At 69.1% G+C, this 16,239-nt stretch carries 18 protein-coding genes and 1 pseudogene; 1 reads left to right on the top strand and 18 read right to left on the bottom strand.

Annotation, left to right across the window (positions count from 1 at the left end):
* The first annotated feature begins 270 nt into the window (after positions 1 to 270).
* Positions 271 to 465, top strand: coding sequence for a hypothetical protein (locus tag E3O67_RS17335; RefSeq protein ID WP_241982009.1), 195 nt, complete (start codon positions 271 to 273; stop codon positions 463 to 465).
* A gap of 70 nt (positions 466 to 535) precedes the next feature.
* On the opposite strand, the pseudogene E3O67_RS17340 reads toward E3O67_RS17335, so the two are convergent.
* The 18 genes and pseudogenes from E3O67_RS17340 to E3O67_RS05905 all read right to left on the bottom strand — a co-directional run.
* Positions 536 to 679 (bottom strand): annotated as a pseudogene (locus E3O67_RS17340) (carbon storage regulator); the annotation flags it as partial.
* A 9-nt stretch (positions 680 to 688) separates the two neighbouring features.
* Complete coding sequence (locus E3O67_RS05825) at positions 689 to 1,981, bottom strand: hypothetical protein (RefSeq protein ID WP_135102219.1); 1,293 nt, start codon at positions 1,979 to 1,981, stop codon at positions 689 to 691.
* Positions 1,956 to 4,007, bottom strand: coding sequence for a flagellar biosynthesis protein FlhA (locus E3O67_RS05830; protein ID WP_134432389.1), 2,052 nt, complete (start codon positions 4,005 to 4,007; stop codon positions 1,956 to 1,958). Before E3O67_RS05830 ends, E3O67_RS05825 begins: the two co-directional genes overlap by 26 nt.
* On the bottom strand, positions 4,004 to 5,128 hold the full coding sequence (locus E3O67_RS05835) for a flagellar biosynthesis protein FlhB (protein WP_135102220.1): 1,125 nt from the start codon (positions 5,126 to 5,128) through the stop codon (positions 4,004 to 4,006). Before E3O67_RS05835 ends, E3O67_RS05830 begins: the two co-directional genes overlap by 4 nt.
* Complete coding sequence (locus E3O67_RS05840) at positions 5,129 to 5,887, bottom strand: flagellar biosynthetic protein FliR (protein WP_134432397.1); 759 nt, start codon at positions 5,885 to 5,887, stop codon at positions 5,129 to 5,131.
* A 1-nt stretch (position 5,888) separates the two neighbouring features.
* Positions 5,889 to 6,164: a flagellar biosynthesis protein FliQ gene (gene fliQ, locus E3O67_RS05845; RefSeq protein ID WP_104099307.1), complete on the bottom strand. Its 276-nt coding sequence runs from the start codon at positions 6,162 to 6,164 to the stop codon at positions 5,889 to 5,891.
* A complete protein-coding gene (gene fliP, locus E3O67_RS05850; protein WP_134432447.1) occupies positions 6,164 to 6,955 on the bottom strand; it encodes a flagellar type III secretion system pore protein FliP in 792 nt (263 codons plus the stop codon). Before fliP ends, fliQ begins: the two co-directional genes overlap by 1 nt.
* A 53-nt stretch (positions 6,956 to 7,008) precedes the next feature.
* Positions 7,009 to 7,521, bottom strand: coding sequence for a flagellar biosynthetic protein FliO (locus tag E3O67_RS05855; RefSeq protein ID WP_135102221.1), 513 nt, complete (start codon positions 7,519 to 7,521; stop codon positions 7,009 to 7,011).
* Entirely contained in the window at positions 7,522 to 8,226 is a 705-nt protein-coding gene (gene fliN, locus E3O67_RS05860) for a flagellar motor switch protein FliN (RefSeq protein WP_134432399.1), read from the bottom strand.
* Positions 8,223 to 9,131, bottom strand: coding sequence for a flagellar motor switch protein FliM (locus E3O67_RS05865; protein WP_241982007.1), 909 nt, complete (start codon positions 9,129 to 9,131; stop codon positions 8,223 to 8,225). The genes fliN and E3O67_RS05865 overlap by 4 nt, the downstream gene beginning before the upstream one ends.
* A gap of 40 nt (positions 9,132 to 9,171) precedes the next feature.
* The gene (locus E3O67_RS05870) at positions 9,172 to 10,107 is read right to left on the bottom strand and encodes a flagellar motor protein MotB (protein ID WP_134432401.1); all 936 of its coding nucleotides are present in this window, start codon (positions 10,105 to 10,107) and stop codon (positions 9,172 to 9,174) included.
* On the bottom strand, positions 10,104 to 10,934 hold the full coding sequence (locus E3O67_RS05875; protein ID WP_135102222.1) for a motility protein A: 831 nt from the start codon (positions 10,932 to 10,934) through the stop codon (positions 10,104 to 10,106). The genes E3O67_RS05870 and E3O67_RS05875 overlap by 4 nt, the downstream gene beginning before the upstream one ends.
* Positions 10,934 to 11,245 carry a flagellar FlbD family protein gene (locus E3O67_RS05880; protein WP_134432405.1) on the bottom strand — a complete coding sequence of 104 codons (312 nt, stop codon included), beginning with the start codon at positions 11,243 to 11,245 and terminating at the stop codon, positions 10,934 to 10,936. Before E3O67_RS05880 ends, E3O67_RS05875 begins: the two co-directional genes overlap by 1 nt.
* A 594-nt stretch (positions 11,246 to 11,839) precedes the next feature.
* Positions 11,840 to 13,435 (bottom strand): ABC-F family ATP-binding cassette domain-containing protein, encoded by a 1,596-nt coding sequence (locus E3O67_RS05885; RefSeq protein WP_135102223.1) that lies wholly within the window; start codon positions 13,433 to 13,435, stop codon positions 11,840 to 11,842.
* A 75-nt stretch (positions 13,436 to 13,510) separates the two neighbouring features.
* Positions 13,511 to 13,861, bottom strand: coding sequence for an HPF/RaiA family ribosome-associated protein (locus tag E3O67_RS05890; RefSeq protein ID WP_134432409.1), 351 nt, complete (start codon positions 13,859 to 13,861; stop codon positions 13,511 to 13,513).
* Positions 13,862 to 13,954: 93 nt separating this feature from the next.
* Complete coding sequence (locus E3O67_RS05895) at positions 13,955 to 15,127, bottom strand: flagellar hook protein FlgE (protein ID WP_134432411.1); 1,173 nt, start codon at positions 15,125 to 15,127, stop codon at positions 13,955 to 13,957.
* Between the two features lie 53 nt (positions 15,128 to 15,180).
* Positions 15,181 to 15,636 carry a flagellar hook assembly protein FlgD gene (locus E3O67_RS05900; RefSeq protein ID WP_241979354.1) on the bottom strand — a complete coding sequence of 152 codons (456 nt, stop codon included), beginning with the start codon at positions 15,634 to 15,636 and terminating at the stop codon, positions 15,181 to 15,183.
* Positions 15,637 to 15,709: 73 nt separating this feature from the next.
* Positions 15,710 to 16,239, bottom strand: a 530-nt coding sequence (locus E3O67_RS05905; RefSeq protein WP_174776801.1) for a flagellar hook-length control protein FliK, incomplete at its 5' end; no start/stop codon positions are given.

A 16,239-nucleotide genomic window follows, 5' to 3' on the forward strand; every position in this document is an offset into this window, starting at 1 on the left:
ATCCGGGCCGGCCGGAGACATGCGGTGCCTGATTCCGCGGGCGGATGCCGCCGACGGCTGCGGTTTTCCTGAGTCAGCCACCGCGGCTCGTGTGCATTCGCCAAGCGGGACGGGAGGGGAACCTCCGGAGGACCGGGTGCCGGGTCTCGACGGGCTCGACCACCGCCGGGGCACCCGGTGCGGGCGGGGTGCCGGGTCTCGACGGGCTCGACCACCGCCGGGGCACCCGGTGCGGGCGGGGCGCCAGGTGCGGGCGGGGGCGGGGCTAAGGTGCGGGATCTGCAGGAGCTGCAGGAGCTGCAGGAGCTGCGGGAGCTGCAGGACTTGCGGGAGTTGCAGGAGTTGCAGGACTTGCGGGAGTTGCAGGAGTTGCAGGAGTTGCAGGAGTTGCAGGAGTTGCAGGAGCTGCGGGAGGTGCGGGCGGTGCGGGCGGGGCTGTGGGGAGGAGGCCGAGGGTGGCCTTGAGGCGGGCCTCGGCGTCGGTGTCACCCTGGCTCGAGAGGCTCGCCGCGATGTTCGCCTCGGTCACGGCACGCAGCACCTCGTCCCGCTGGATGCGCACCCCCCGAGGAGCGTCAACGCCGATCCGGATGCTGTCGCCGCGCACGTCGAGAACGGTGATGACGATGTCGTCACCAATGAGGATCTTCTCCCCCTGTTTGCGTGTTAGAACCAGCACTCGACCAGCCTAGCTTGACCCGTCGGCCTGGCCCGCGAGGCGCTGGCGCATTGCCGCCACGGTGCCGGCCGCCGCCGGGGCGCCGTCGACCCAGCCGATCGGGATCTGCAGCTCATCGACGGTCTCGGGCGAGGCGGTGGTGCCGTATCCCGTCACCGCGAGCGCATCGACGTTCACGCTCCGGACAACCTCGGCCGCCCACCGGGCGGTGTCTGCGGGCTTGCGCCCGGCATCCACGACGAGCCAGACCTGGTCCGCGTCGAGCGCCGCCACCAGGGCGGCGTGGATGTCCGCCGTGGCCGGGTCGCCACCCAGCCCGACGGCGAGAATACCGGTCTGTCCGAGCTCGACTCCCCTGGCCCGTGCCTCCAGCGCGGTGCGCCGGTCCAGGATGCGCGCGAGTCCGGCGGCGGCCGGCGTTCCTGCCGCGATCGTGCCGGCCACGAGAACCTCGGCAGAACCGTGCGCGGCGGCCAGCTCACGCGCCACCCGCAACGCGGCATCCTGCCATCCGACGACGAGGACGAGGTCGCCGACGCCCGGCAGCGGCCGCGGCACCGCCGCCTCGGCGGCCGCTTGCCGGCTCTCTCTCAGACGGGCGTCCCTGCGCCTGCCGACCCGGTGCGCGGAAGCACGGTCAGTAGCGGCGGAAGCCCGGTCGGGAGCGGCCGTGCGATCATCAGCCTGGGCCGGAGCATGATCACGCGTGCGATCAGACTCTCGGTCGAGGATACGGTCGGGGAACGCGACGCGGTCGGGGAACGCGACGCGGTCGGGCGCGATCGCCCGATCGGGCGCCCACCGAGCGGCCCGACTGTCAGCGGCGCGCGACGCAGTGGCGGCGGCCGGAGTGGTGGCAGCGGCAGGTTCGCTCGGCCGGACCCCGGGGGCCGGCGAGTCGGACGTGAGCAGCACCGGCGGGTGAGGTTCCTGGGTGCAAAAGGTGAGCTCGTCCATCAGGTGGGCGAAGCCGTCCGACGCGGTCGACAGGCGCGGAGCGGCCCCGGGAGCCCGGGGTGCATCGGCACGCCGGATGCCGGCCTCCGCGGCGTCGGCATCGTCAAGGAGCGCGGCGATGCCGAGCCGGGCCTGCACGTCCAGCCGGGAGTGAGCCGCGCGCCGGCGCCTGGCCGGCACCTCGACCGTGACCTCGATGTGCCTTCTCGCGAAGAAGCCCTTGATGCCGCCGACGGTGACCCGTTCGGCGGCCACGATGCGCGCATCCGCCCCATGCTCGGCGAGGATGCGCGCCTTCAGCTCCTGCAGGGACGAACCCTCAAGCAGAAATCGACTCGGTTCCACGCACCACTCCCACCGTCTCGATGGCCACGTTCGCCGATGTGACCTCCTGATAAGACAGGACGGCGATGCCGCCGGACTGCGCCGACACCAGTCGGCGGACGGCCGGTCGCAGCGCCGGCGCGCAGACCAGAACCGCGCTCAGCCCGGCCGCTTCGACGTTCGCCAGCGCCTCCTTCAGCGACCCGAGGATGGCGTCGACCCGGCTCGGCTCCAGCATGATCTGGGTGCCCTGGTCGGAGGGACGCATCCCCTCGAGCATCGACTGCTCGAGGGACGGCTCGATCATGATCACCCGGAGCAGCCCGTCGTCGAGATACTGCATGCTGAGGGCCGGCCCCAGCGCCTGCCGGGCGATCTCGACCAGCCCCTCCGGGTCGTTCGACACCTTGGCGCGCAGGGAGAGGGACTCGTAGATGCGAGGCAGGTCGTTGATCGGGATCTGCTCTGCGAGCAGTCCCTGCAGCACGCGCTGCACCTCGGCGAGGGAGAGCAGGCCGGGGATCAGATCCTCCACGGCGGACGGGTTGACCAGGCGCACCCCGTCGGTGAGAACGCGCACGTCCTCACGGGTGAGGAGCCGCGCCGCGTTGCCGGTGATGATCGAGGACAGGTGAGTGATGAGCACCGACACCCGGTCGATGACCGTGGCCCCGGTCATCTCCGCGCTGTGCCGCATCTCGCTGGGCACCCACTTGCCGGTGAGGCCGAAAACGGGCTCCACCGTGGCCTGACCCGGCAGCGAGTCGAGCGCGTCGCCGAGGGCGAGCACCTTGCCGGCCGGCGCGAGCCCGCGGCCGGCTTCCACCCCCGCGATCCGGATCGAATAGGTGGAGGAGGGCAGGTCCACGCTGTCGCGGGTGCGCACGGGCGGCACCACCACGCCGAGGTCGATGGCGACCTTGCGGCGCAGGGCACGCACGCGGGCCAGGAGGTCGTCCTGGGCTCCGGAGACGAGGTCGACCAGGTCGGGGGCGAGCAGGATCTCGAGGGCGTGCACCCGCATGGTCTCGATCAGGTCTTCGGGGGTGTCGGAGCGAGGCGCCGTCGCCTCGGCGGCGGCACCGGCATCCCGGCTCGCCTGGTCACGGCTCTCCCCTGCCTTGATCCGGCGGGCGAAGAGGATCAGGCCCAGCCCGATCACCACGAACGGGATGATCGGCATGCCCGGGATCAGCGCCATCAGGAGGGCCGCGCAGCCCGCGATCATCAGGGCGTTGCGGGACTGGGTGAGCTGGCCGGAGGCCGCCTCTCCGATGTCGGACTCCGCGTTGGAACGCGTCACGATCATGCCGGTCGAGACCGCCATCAGCAGCGCCGGGATCTGCGTCACGAGGCCGTCGCCGATGGTGAGCAGCGAGTAGGTGGTCATGGCCTCGGAGACCGACAGGCCGCGCTGGATCATGCCGATCGCGATGCCGCCGACCAGGTTGATGATGATGATGACGATGCCGGCGATCGCATCACCCTTGACGAACTTCGACGCGCCGTCCATGGCGCCGTAGAAGTCCGCCTCGGCGGAAACCTCGGCCCGGCGTTCCCTGGCCTGCACGTCGGTGATCAGGCCGGCGTTCAGGTCGGCGTCGATGGCCATCTGCTTGCCGGGCATGGCGTCGAGGGTGAACCGCGCCCCGACCTCGGCCACGCGTTCGGCACCCTTGGTGACCACGACGAACTGGATCACGACGAGGATCAGGAAGATCACCGCGCCGATGATGATCGACCCTCCCACGGCGACGTCGCCGAATGCGGCGATGACCTGCCCCGCGTAGCCGTCGCCGAGCACGAGCCGGGTCGAGGCCACGTTCAGGCCCAGCCGGAACAGGGTGGCGACGAGCAGCAGCGAGGGGAAGACGGAGAAGTCGAGCGGCTTCTTGACGAACATCGTGGTCAGCAGGGTGACCAGCGCCAGCAGGATGTTGGCGATGATCAGCACGTCGAGCAGCACGGCGGGCACGGGCACGACGAGCAGCAGGATGATGCCGACCACGCCGACCGGCACGGCGAGTTTGCTGAGATTACTGTTCATCGAGGGCCTCCGGCCGTCAGGACACGATCGTTGAGGGTGTGCACGCGGGAACCGTGGCCGGCCCCGTTGTGGGCTCCGGACCCGCGGGACTTCAATGCGAGCACGAAGGCGAGCACCTGCGCGACGGCGTTGTAGAGCTCCACCGGGATCTCGTCGCCCAGCTTGCAGGCGCTGTGCAGGGCTCGGGTGAGCGGGATGTCCCGCACGATGGGAACCCTGTCGCTCTCCGCCTGTTCCCGGATGCGAGCCGCGATCACTCCGGCCCCCGTGGCCACGACCCGGGGGGCGGACTTGCCGGGCTCGTAGCGGAGGGCGACGGCGAAGTGGGTGGGGTTGACCAGCACGACGTCGGCGGTGGCGACGGCGGCGATCATGCGGTTGCGGCTCATCGCGAGCTGCCGGGCCCGGCGCTGCGACTTGACCATCGGGTCACCCTCGGAGCTCTTGTTCTCGTCGGTGACCTCCTTCTTCGTCATGCGGGTGCGCTTGCGGTTGCGCTTCAGCACGACGAACACGTCGGCGGCGGCCAGCACCAGCCCGGCAATGACCGCCGACTGCACCAGCGCGACCGCGCCGTCGCCGGCCGCCCCGATCAGCACGGAAACGGGCAGTCCCCCCGCAGTCATCAGGATGGGAGCGAGTCCCTGCACCACGAGCACCAGCACGAGACCCACGGCGATGGTCTTGAGCAGCGCCTTGACCCCCTGCCAGACGGCCTGGCCGCCGAAGGTGCGGCCGAGGCCGGTCACGAGGTTGAACTGCTCGTATTTTCCGGCGACCTTCTTGAAGTGCACGCCGCCCTGCGCCACAGCCCCCACGAGCACCACGACGAAGACCGTCGCGAGCATCGGGGTGAGGATGGCGCCCATCGAGGCCAGCGAGTCCACCAGCATCTGCACGGCGAGGTCCGGCTGAGGGTTCGCCACCAGGCTGCGGATGCGGATCATCTGGTCGGTGCCCGCATCGGCGGCCAGCCCGATCGTGACGGGCGTCATGGCGGCGGCCGCGCCGATGCCGATCCAGGCGGTCAGGTCCTGGGACTTGGAGAGCTGGCCCTTGGACCGCACCTCGCGCATCCGTTTGTCAGTGGCCTGCTCGGTCTTCTCACCGGAGTCGGACATCTATGTCACCCCCAGCATGGTGGCGACGGCGCCGTCGGTCAGCGACGCGACGATGCGCGGCAGCGCCGCGAACCCGGCGGCGCCCAGCGTGAACGTGATCAGGATCTTGAGCGGGAAGCCGAGCGCGAACGCGTTGAGGGCCGGGGCCACCCGGGTGAGCAGGCCGAGACCGGCGTCCGCGAGGAACAGGACGACGATCAGCGGTCCGGCGATCTGCACGGCGGAGAGCAGCATCTGGCCGACCGCGGCCGTCACGGTCTGCATCGGCACGGCGAGGTCGATGCCGCCGCCGATCGGCAGAGCGGCGAACGTGCGGGTGATGCCACCGAGGATCAGCTGGTAGCCGCCGGAGGCGAACAGCAGCGCCAGCGCGGTCATCTGGTAAAGCCGCGTGAACTGGGCGCCGTTGACCATGGCCTGCGGGTCGAAGCCCTGGGCGAGTTGGAAGCCGCCGAACATGTCGATCAGGTTGCCGGCGGACTGGATGGCGGAGAAGACCACCAGCACCAGGAAGCCGAGTACGCCACCGACCACGATCTCAAGGATCAGGGCGGCGATGAATCCGCCGGTGTCGGGCGAGACCCAGCCGGGCGTGACCCGCGGTGAGACCGCCAGGGCCAGGCCCAGGGCGAGCATGCCCTTGATCCGCAGGGGGAACGCGTTGTAGGAGAACGGCGGCGCCACGACGAGGAACGCCACCATGCGCACGCCCGCGAGCATGGTGGCTTCGATCCACGCGAAATCGAGGGTGATGTTCATCTCAGCCGCCGCCGATGAGGCCGGGGATCTTGGCGAAGAGCATCTCGGTGAACGACACCATCTCGGAGATCATCCAGTGCCCGGAGATGATCAGGGCCACGGCCACGGCGATTGCCTTGGGCACGAACGACAGCGTCACCTCCTGGATCTGCGTGATCGACTGCAGCAGGGAGATGGCAAAACCGACGACCAGGGCGGTGATCAGAATGGGAGCGGACAGCTTGCCGGCGATCAGGATGCCCTGCAGGCCGATGTCGAGGACGGCGTTGGTATCCATCAGCCACCCCGGTAACTGGAGACGAGGGTCGTGATGATCAGACCCCAGCCGTCGACGAGCACGAACAGGAGGATCTTGAACGGCAGCGAGATCATCACCGGCGGCAGCATCATCATGCCCATCGACATCAGCGCCGCGGACACGACGAGGTCGATCACCAGGAACGGCACGAAGATGACGAACCCGATGATGAAGGCGGCGCGCAGCTCGGAGATCATGAACGCGGGGATCAGGGTGAGCAGTGACACGGCGTCGCGGGTCTCTGGGTTCGGCTGATCGGCGGCCCGGGTCATCAGGGCGAGATCCTCTTCGCGGGTGTGCGCGAGCATGAAAGTGCGCAGCGGCTCCGAGCCGAGCGTGACGGCGTCATCGAAGTTCATCGTGCCGTTCAGGTACGGCTGGAGGGCACTGTCGTTGATGTCGGTGAGGATGGGCGACATGATGAACAGCGACAGGAACAAGGCCAGCCCGGCCAGCACCTGGTTCGGCGGGATCGAGGGCAGCGCTAGCGCGTTGCGGGTCATCGCGAGCACGACGAAGATCTTCGTGAAGCTGGTCATCATCAGCAACAGGGCCGGCGCGACCGAGAGCAGGGTGATCCCGATCAGGGTCACGATCGCCGAGGACGGTGCGCCGTTCGGGCCGTTGATCTGCACGTTGAGCCCGCCGCCGCCGGGCTCCGTGGGGGTGGCCGGGTCGGTCGGCGTGACCGGGTCGGTGGGGGCGGCGTGGCCGGCCGGCGCCACGAGCAGCACGAACGCCACGACGATTACGAGCACGAGGGCCGCCATCACCAGGTACCGGATGGTGTCCCGTCGCCGATCCGGGCGAACGGCCTGCGTGGTCACCGGCTCTGCCGGAGGGCGGCAGCTGTCTGCTGCCAGGTGGCGGCCGAAAGGATCGATCCGCTGATCCGGCTCGGCGCGGCCCGGTCCCGACGCGGACGGAGGATGAGCGGCGGGGTTAGCTCCGCGACGGCGTGAGCGTCGCCGGCGTGAGCGTCGCCGGCGTGAGCGTCGCCGGCGTGCGCGACAGCGTCGAGCTCGCGGGCGAAGTCGGAAGCGGCGTCGTGGGCGCGGGGCGCGGGGGCGGGCGCCGCGGCATCCATGGGCGCCTCACCGTCGTGGAGCACACTGACCGACTGCTCGGTCACGCCGAGCACGAACCGGCGGCCCTCGATATCGACGACGACGACGGATGCCTTCTGACCGACGCCCTGCCGGCCCACCACGGTCACCAGGTTCGGCGTGCGCCCGCCGAGAGAGCCCTTCGTCAGCTTGCGCTGGAGCACCCAGAGCAGCCCCAGCACGGCCGCCAGGGACAGCGCCACCCGAAGCGCGACCAGGACGGTGTCCACCTAGGTCAGGCTCTCGGCCACATCGAGGATCTGAGTGATCCGCACCGCGTAGTCCTGGTCGACGACCACGATCTCGCCGTGCGCGATCAGCCGGCCGTTGAGCAGGATGTCCGCAGGCGCCCCGGCGGACCGGTCCAGCTCGATGACGGCGCCCGGTTCGAGGGAGAGCACGTCGCGAACCGACATGCGGGTGCGTCCGATTTCCACGGTCAGCGCCATCTGCACGCTGTTGATGCGCCCGAGCTTGCCAGAGACGGACTGGCTGGCCCGAACCGCGCCGTCGGAGCGCCCGTTGTCGCGCAGTCGCACGGCGAACCAGCCGGTGACCTGGCCGTCGCCGGTCAGCTCGAAGACGCGGGTTTCGGCATCCGCGAACAGTGCCGTGGCGTCGTCTGAACGGGTGTCCCCCAGAACCCCGATCCCGAAGACGCCGGCGGCGCTCTCCAGAGCCGGCCGCAGCACGTCCTGGCGGGAGACCATCGAGGAATCGAGGCCGGCCGCGGAGTCGAGCGAGGCAGGGTCGGTCAGCACGACGGCGAGATCGGCGGAGGTGACGCCCACGAAGGAGGCGACCGCCGCGGTGCCCAGCCGGCCGGCGAGAGCGGCACCGGAGCAAGGCTCGGCCCGGAGCCGGGTGAGGGTGGGGAGCACGTCCAGCAGGGCCTCGACGGCCGCCGTCTGCACGGCGATAGGGATGACGGTCATGGGGTTGACTCCTCGGTGTCGATGACGATGCAGGCCAGGCGGGAGCCGTTGGAACCGACGGCGGCACGGGCGAGCGTGTGCCCGTCGACGACCACGTCGAGCGGGCGGTGCTGGGGGTGCGGAAGGGGCAGCACATCTCCGACTGCGAGACCCAGCACGACACTCGGTAGTACCAGGGCGGGCGCCAACTGCAGGGAGACATCCACCGGCACCTGGGCCAGTTGGGCGCGCAGCAGGTCGGCCGGGTCGTCGCCTCCAGCCTCCGGGGCCGACTCGACGAGCTGGGGCAGCAGCGCCTCCGCGGGGAGGGCGACCGTGGCGGCGCAGGACGCGTCGCCGATGCGCATCGTGAAACTGGCCACGATCATCAGGTCGGCGGTCGCCGCGGCCTGCGCGAACTGGGAGTTGTACTGGATGCCGCCGACGGTGATCGTGTGCACGAGCACGGAGCCGAGCGAGTACCGCAGGTCTTCGAGGGCGTCGTCCATGAGCCGCCGCACCAGGGCCAGCTCGATCTGGGTGAACGCCCGTTCCGGCGGCGTGGTGACCGCTGTTCCGCCCAGCATGTGGCTCACCCAGGACAGGGCCGCGGAGGTCGGGAACTGCACGACTGCCTTCGCGGGGATGCCGATCACCGGGCAGAGCACCATGGCGGTCGTGGCAGGCAGCGACGACGCGTACTCGTCGTAGGTGCGCATGATCACGTGGTCGCATTTCACCTGGGACATGACGCGCACCTTGGCGGTGAGCTGCGTGCCCCACTGGCGCGCGAAGGTCTCGAAGGCGAGTTCGAGCACCCGGGAGTGCTCGCGTGCGAGCGTTGTCGGGCGACGAAAGTCGTACACCTCGACGGTGCGCTCCGTCGAAGCGGGCACACCGATCACTGCTTGTTCCTGGACCGTCACGGTGAGGACTATCGGTCAGAGCAAACGGATGGTTAGCAGCTCAGTGAGCTTTCTCCGCGTCTGCGGCACCGTCGGTTCCCGAGGTCTTCGTGGTTCCCGGGGACTTCGTGGTTCCCGCGGTCTTCGTGGTTCCCGGGTCTTTCTCCGGTTCCGTCTCCGCGGCGGTGACCCCCGAGATGATGTCGGGGATCAGGGTGCGCACCGCCTCCGGCTGGCTGGAGAGGAGCACCACGTCGACCCGCCGGTTCTGAGCCTGGGCGGCCAGGTCGGCGCCCTTCGCGACCGGCCGGGCCGAGCCGTAGCCCACGGCGGAGATCCGTTCCTGGCCCACGCCGCCGAACTCGACCAGGCGACGGAGCACGGCGGTCGCGCGCCCGGCAGACAACTCCCAGTCGGTGGGGAAGTTGGTGGTGATGCCGTGCCGGTCGGCGTGACCCTCCACCTTCACCTCCCGGGTGTTGGCGGAGAGGATCGGCGCGACGGCGTCGAGGACCTGAACGGCCTGACCGCTCAGGTTGGCGAGGTTGGGCTCGAAGAAGGCCTCGGAGCCGATCAGCCCGATGACCAGGCCGCGCTCGTCGATGGTGAACTGCACCTGCTGAGCAACGCCCTGGGCATCCACTGCGGCCTGCAGGGCGTCGCGTACCGAGGTGAGGTCCTTGACCTCCGCCGCCGCGAGGTCGATGTCGGTGAACCCGGTCACCTCGGACTGGGCGACCTTGTCCTCGGTCACGACCACGCCCTTGGCCGTGTCGACCTTGCCGACGTCGGTGACTCCGAACCCGGTCGCGAGGGAGTTCTTCAGCTGCAGGAACTTCTCCTGGTCGACCGAGGACATCGCGAACAGCACGATGAACATGCACATCAGCACGGTGACCATGTCCATATAGGACGCCATCCAGCGCTCGTCGACGTGCTCGACGTGCTCTTCCTCGAGGCCCCGCCCGCGGCTCCGGCCGCGGCCATGCCCGCTCACGCTGCCTTCGGCAGAGACTTGTCCGCCTTGGCGTCCTTGCCCGGTTTGCCTGGTTTGCCGGCCTTGCCTGCCTTGGCGGATGCCGGAGCGGGCACCATGGCGCGCAGCCGCTCGCCGAGCAGCCGAGGCTGGCTGCCTGCCTGCACGGCCAGCGCGCCCTCCAGGAGCAGGGTCATCCGTTCGACCTCGAGATCACTGAGGCGCTTGAGTCGGCTGCCGATGGGCAGCCAGAGGAAGTTGGCCGTGAGCAGTCCCCACAAGGTGGCGACGAAAGCGGCGGCGATCATCGGGCCGAGGGTGGACGGAGTGTCGAGGTTCTCGAGCACGTGCGTGAGCGAGACGACGGTTCCGATGATGCCCACCGTGGGTGCGTAGCCGCCGAGGGTGGTGAAGAACTTGGCGGCGTTGCGGCTCTGCTTGGTGGCGGTCGCGAGCTCGTCTTCCAGCAGGATGCGCAGTTCGTCACCGTCCGTGCCATCGGCGATATTCTGCAGGGCGCCGCGCAGGAACGGGTCGGCGACGGTGTCCGCCTCCTGTTCGAGGGCGAGCAGACCGGAGCTACGGGCCGTCTCGGCGAGCCCGACGACCTGGTCGATGACCTGTTGGGGCGGGGTGGTCTTGCCGATGAAGGCGCCGGGTACGGCCTTGAACGCGGAGAGCGCGTCCCTGATCGTGCCGCCGGCGATGCCGACCGCGATGGTGGCGCCGAAGACGAGGATCATCGGGGCCGGCAGAAGGATCGACTGGATGTGGCCGCCCTCGATGGTGATCATCGCGAAGAGGGAGCCGAAGGCGATGGCGATGCCGACCAGGGTTGCCGGATCCATCAGATCCTCCTGGGGCGCGAGGGAACCGTGCTGCCCGGTTCGATGATTTCCTCGATCGCGTGCGGACCGTCGACGATTTCAAGCGAACGGATGCCGGGCCGGTAGTCGGCATCCGGTGTCAGGTAGGCCAGCGAGATCACGTGGGCCCGGAACCGGGCGATCTTCTCGATGACGTCGTCCAGGGTCTCCGTGACGATGAACTTGGCGCCGTCGACCATGACCAGTGTCGTATCGGGGCTCGCGTGGATGCGTTCGATCAGGTCGGGATTGATCGCGAACTGGCTGTCGTTCAGCCGCGTCACAACGATCATGGTGTCCATCCCGAGGTCAGAACGGTTCCAGCAACCGTCACGGCCCACTGTCGGCCGCCCGGCCGGACGCGTTAGCTGCGAGCCGGAACGATCCCCGCGCCCGACCTGGACAGCCGCACCGGCACATCCGTCGCGTCGCCCGCACGTGTGACTTTCCTGACCGTCGTAGTGCACGCAGGCCCTCCGCCTCGAACGAATTCGACGGAGATTCTGGACAAAACGCTTCGAAACACGTGGATATCGCGCTCTTCCCCGAAAATCTCCGTCGAATTGGTTCGGGTCGAACGGAGCGAGAGGTCGAGGTCCGAACCGCACGAGCGTTGCGGTACATTCGTCGCCGATTGTGGCCAACTCAGGAGATCCGTCTGGCCGAGCCGGAAATCCGGTCTGCATCCGCACAGGTCCGCGGCGGTCGGTCAACCCGGCCGCCGGATGTCCTGAGTTGGCCGCACGCACGGGCTCCGCCGGGGCGGCACACACGGAAGAGTGTGGAGAGCCAGAATCTCCGTCGAACTGATTCGACGGAGATTCTGCCCAAAACGCACTCAAAGACGAGAAAACCGCGCTCTGTCGCGAAAATCTCCGTCGAATTGGTTAGGCCGCGCGCACCACGATCTCGCCGGGCGCGGCCGCGTCGCCGCCGAAGACCAGGTGCCGGGTGGCGATCTTGTCGGTGAAGAATCGGTCGTGGCTGACCACCACGACGGCGCCGGGGAAGTGGATCAGTGCTCGTTCCATCACCTGCGTGCTGGCCATGTCGAGGTGGTTGGTCGGCTCGTCGAGCAGCAGCACGGCGGCCCCGGACAGCAGGCACTGCGCCATGGCGACGCGGGCCCGCTGCCCGCCGGAGAGGTTGCCGATCTTCTGTTTGAGGTCGGCCTCGGAGAATTGGAACATGGCGAGGAACCGGTTGACCGACTTGCGGGTCGCGGTGAACGCGAGGCTGCCCGGCATCGCGTTCACGGAGTGACTGACGGTGTCGTCGTCGGCGAGGCCGTCGAGCATCTGGTTATAGGAGACCACGGCGGCACCGGATGCCCAGGCCACCTCTCCGAAATCGGCCTTCTCCTCCCCCGCCAACACCCGCAGCAGGGTGGTCTTGCCGCTGCCGTTGGCGCCCAGGATCACAATGCGGTTGCCGCGCCGGATCTCGAAGGTGAGATCGGTGAACAGGGTCTTCTCGCCGAAGGACTTGCTGAGCGACTCGATCCGGCAGAGTGAGTCCTTCACGTGCAGGCCGCCGTAGATCTCGGTGATGATCGTGTCGACGGGCCGCGGGCTGCGGGTCTTCTTGATGTGCGCAAGCTGGCTGTCGAGGGTGCGGCTGGCGGCCTTCGCTGCCTCGCGGCGGTCGCTGATCCCCTCCGCCTCGAACGCGAGCAGTTCCGACTCGTGCAGGAACTGCTGTTCGAGGGTCTTCAGTCGGAACTGCTTCTGCACCACGTATTCGCCGAAGTTGCCGGGGTATTCGTGCAGGTGGTAGTTCTCGACCTCGATGATGCGGGTGACGACCCCGTCGAGGAACCGGCGGTCGTGCGAGACGATGACGGCCGCGCCGCGGAATCCGCGGAACCAGGCCTCGAGCCACTCGACCCCGGCGACGTCGAGGTAGTTGGTCGGTTCGTCCAGGAGCAGCACATCGGGCTGCTCGAGCAGGATCTTCGCCAGCGCCGCCCGGTTGCGCCAGCCGCCGGACAGCTTGTCGATGGCGCAGACCCGGTGGGCCTCATCGAACCCGAGGGTGGTCAGCGCGCTGTCGATGCGCCGTGGGTAGTCCCACCCGTCGAGGCGGTCCATGTCTTCGAACAGCTCGGCCTGGCGGTGGATCAGCCGGTCGAGTTCGTCGCTCTGCGAGGAGTCCGCGGCGATCCGGGCGTCGATCGACGCGAGTTCAGCCTCGAGGGCCTTGATCGGGGCGAACAGCCCGTCGAGAACCTCGGTGATCGTGGATTCTCCGTTCAGCTCGGAAAACTGGGAGAAGTAGCCCACCCGGGTTCCGGCCTCGAGGGTGACGGTGCCGGCATCCGCGCTCACCTGCCCGAGGACCAGCTTGAGGATCGTCGACTTTCCCGACCCGTTGCGGCCGATCAGACCCACCCGGTCGCCCGGTTCGAGCCGGAAGAAGGCCTCCCGCAGGATCTGGTTGTTCTCGAAGCGGATGCTGACGTCGTTCAGCCTGATCAGGCTCACTGCGGCCGTCCTCTCGGGTGCGGTTCGGGCCCCGGGCGAGGCGGACGCCCAACTTTACCGGGTCGGGCGGGCGGTTCAGGGCGTCTGCTCGTCCCCCATCGAAGATGCGCCCTTGTGCTCGTCCATCCGACCGAACGCGCTCTCGAGCACCCTGGCCAGCTTGTGCAGCGCACCGCCGACGGCCCCGGCCACCGTCGAGGCGTGGTCGGTCGCCGCGAGGGGATTGCCGCCGGCGGGCCGCACTTCGAGCAGGCAACGGATGTCATCGGTCGTCGCCCGGCCGGCACTCTCGTCGCGCAGATGCACCTCGACCCGGGTCAATCGGGAGCTGAACCGGGCCAGAGCCGTCTCGACGGTGGCCTCCACCTCCTGGGCGACCGTGTCCGTGCCCGCGATGTTGTTGTCGGTGTTGACCAGGATTTGCATCTTTGCTCCTCAGCTATTCGACTCTTCATTCCAGTATGGCGCGCAGGTATCTGCCGTAGCACCACGCGTCAACGCTGGTCATCCGCCGAGGTGTTACCGCTTCAGGTTGGTGAGCTCCTGCAGCACCTCGTCAGAGGTGGTGATGATGCGCGCATTCGCCTGGAAGCCGCGCTGGGCGACGATCAGGTTCGTGAACTCCTGCGACAGGTCGACGTTGGACATTTCGAGGGTCCCGCCGCTGAGCGAGCCGAGGCCGCCGTCGCCGGGGGCGCCCAGAGCAGCGATCCCCGAGTTGAAGGTGGCACGGTAGGCCGAGGACCCGGCCTTCTCGAGTCCGCCCGGGTTGGTGAAGGTGGCGAGGGCGATCCGGGCGATGGATGTCTGGCTGCCGTTGCTGAACAGGCCCACCAGGGTTCCGTCCTTGCCGAGGGTGAAGGATTGGAGGGACCCTGCGGTGGAGCCGTCCTGGCCGCTGATCGTGGCCGTGGTCAGGCCCGCCTGCCCGGTGAGGGCGGTCAAATTGACTGCTACGCCGTTCACAACAAGCGGACGGGTTGCTGTGAGCACCCCCTGCGCGTCCAACGTCAGAGCGGTGGAGCCGGTCCCGGCTCCGTCGGTACCGGCGACGTCCCAGCCGGATGCCGAGCGGGTGAAGGTGACCGACAAAGTGCGGGCGGTGCCCAGCGTGTCGTAGACCGAGACGTCCCGCATGATGGCGGCGCCCACCGTCGCATCCGCCGGCAGGTTGCCGACCAGGGTGGCGCCGCCGGTCGCCTTCGCCGGGACCATGGCCTGCAACGGCAGGGTGATGTTGCCCACGGGGCCACCCTCGTTGATCTGGCCGTTGACACCGTTCCAGCCCTGCACGATCGCGCCGTCCGGGGAGACCAGGCGACCCTCGGCGTCGAAGTCGAAGGCACCCGCACGGCTGTAGAGCGTCTCGCCGGCGAGCTGGGTGACGAAGAACCCGTCGCCGGAGATCGCGATATCGGTGGCACGTCCGGTGGACTGCGCGGAGCCCTGAGAGAAGTTCGTGGCGATCCCGGCCACCTGCACGCCGAGCCCGACCTGGGCCGGGTTCGTGCCGCCCACCTGCTCCTGAGGCCCGCCCGCGCCCTGCTTCAGCTGCGAGAGAGTGTCCTGGAACTGCACGGCCGACGCCTTGAACGCGGTGGTGTTGACGTTGGCGATGTTGTTGCCGGTGACGTCGAGCATGGTCTGGTGCGAGCGGAGGCCGGAGATGCCGGAGTAGAGGGAACGAAGCATGGGGTGCTGCCTTTCGGTGAGAAGCGAGAGCGAGAACGGATGAGGAGTGCGGGTTACGCGGAGAGGCCGGGTGTGGTGCCGGTGCCGGCGCTGGTCCCGGCGGTGACGCCGGTAACCAGGTCGAGGGCCACGAGGGTTCCGTCGATGCTGACCTGAGGCACGGCGCCGGCATAGGAGACGCTCAAGGCGGTGCCGGTGCCCACGGTGCCGTCGGCCTGGGTGAAGGTGACGTTCTGACCGACCAGGGCGGCGGCGGCCACGCGCATCTGCAGGGAGAAGTTCTCGTCAGCCGTTGTCGACAGCGCCGCCAGCTTCTCCATCATGGCCAGCTGCGTGGTCTGCGAGATCATCTGGTTGGTGTCCATGGGCGAGCTGGGGTCCTGATTGCGCAGCTGGGTCACCAGCAGCGACATGAACGCCTCGGAGTCCAGGGTCTGTTTCGGGGCACGCACGGGAGTGGTCGAGTACATCCCGGCCGGGGCGGCTGCTGCCACTGCGTCGATGGTCAATGGGTCTCTCTTCTGGGGTGGTGGGGTCTGCGGCGGTGAGGTCTGTGGTCGTGCTGTCTGTGGCGCCGGCAGCTCAGGCGAGAACGTCGATGGTGTGCGAACCGGCAGCACGCAGGGAAGACGAACGAGGGTCGGCGACGGTGTGAGCGGCCGGATCGCCCCGGGTGACCCTGTCGTCACCGGCCGGTCGATCCGGGCGGGCGTCGGGCCCGCTCTGCCGGGAGGCCGAGGGGTCCGACGCGCGGGCATCGGCGGACAGGGTGAGCTGGGCGTTCAGGCCGCCGCCGGAGAGGTCCCGGCGCAGGTCGGGCAGGATGGCCCGGAGCGCCTCGCGGGCCAGATCGGTGGGCGCGAACAGCTCGACCCGGAGGTTCTCGCCGCGCACGTGCGCCTGCACGGTGACCGGACCGAGAGTGTCGGGGCTCACGCTGATGGTCATCACGTGGTCGCCATTGGCAGCGCCCACCAGGGTGAACAGGGGCCGGGACACCTGGCCGGCCAGCGACGCGGGAGGGGTTGCCGGCGCCGGGGCGCCAAGCGGCACGACGGGGGCGGCTGCCGGGGTGGCCGCCGCGGCCGGGGTGCCGAGGGGCACCAGCAGGG

Source organism: Cryobacterium sp. TMT3-29-2 (genome assembly GCF_004564305.1).
Classification (GTDB): domain Bacteria; phylum Actinomycetota; class Actinomycetes; order Actinomycetales; family Microbacteriaceae; genus Cryobacterium; species Cryobacterium sinapicolor.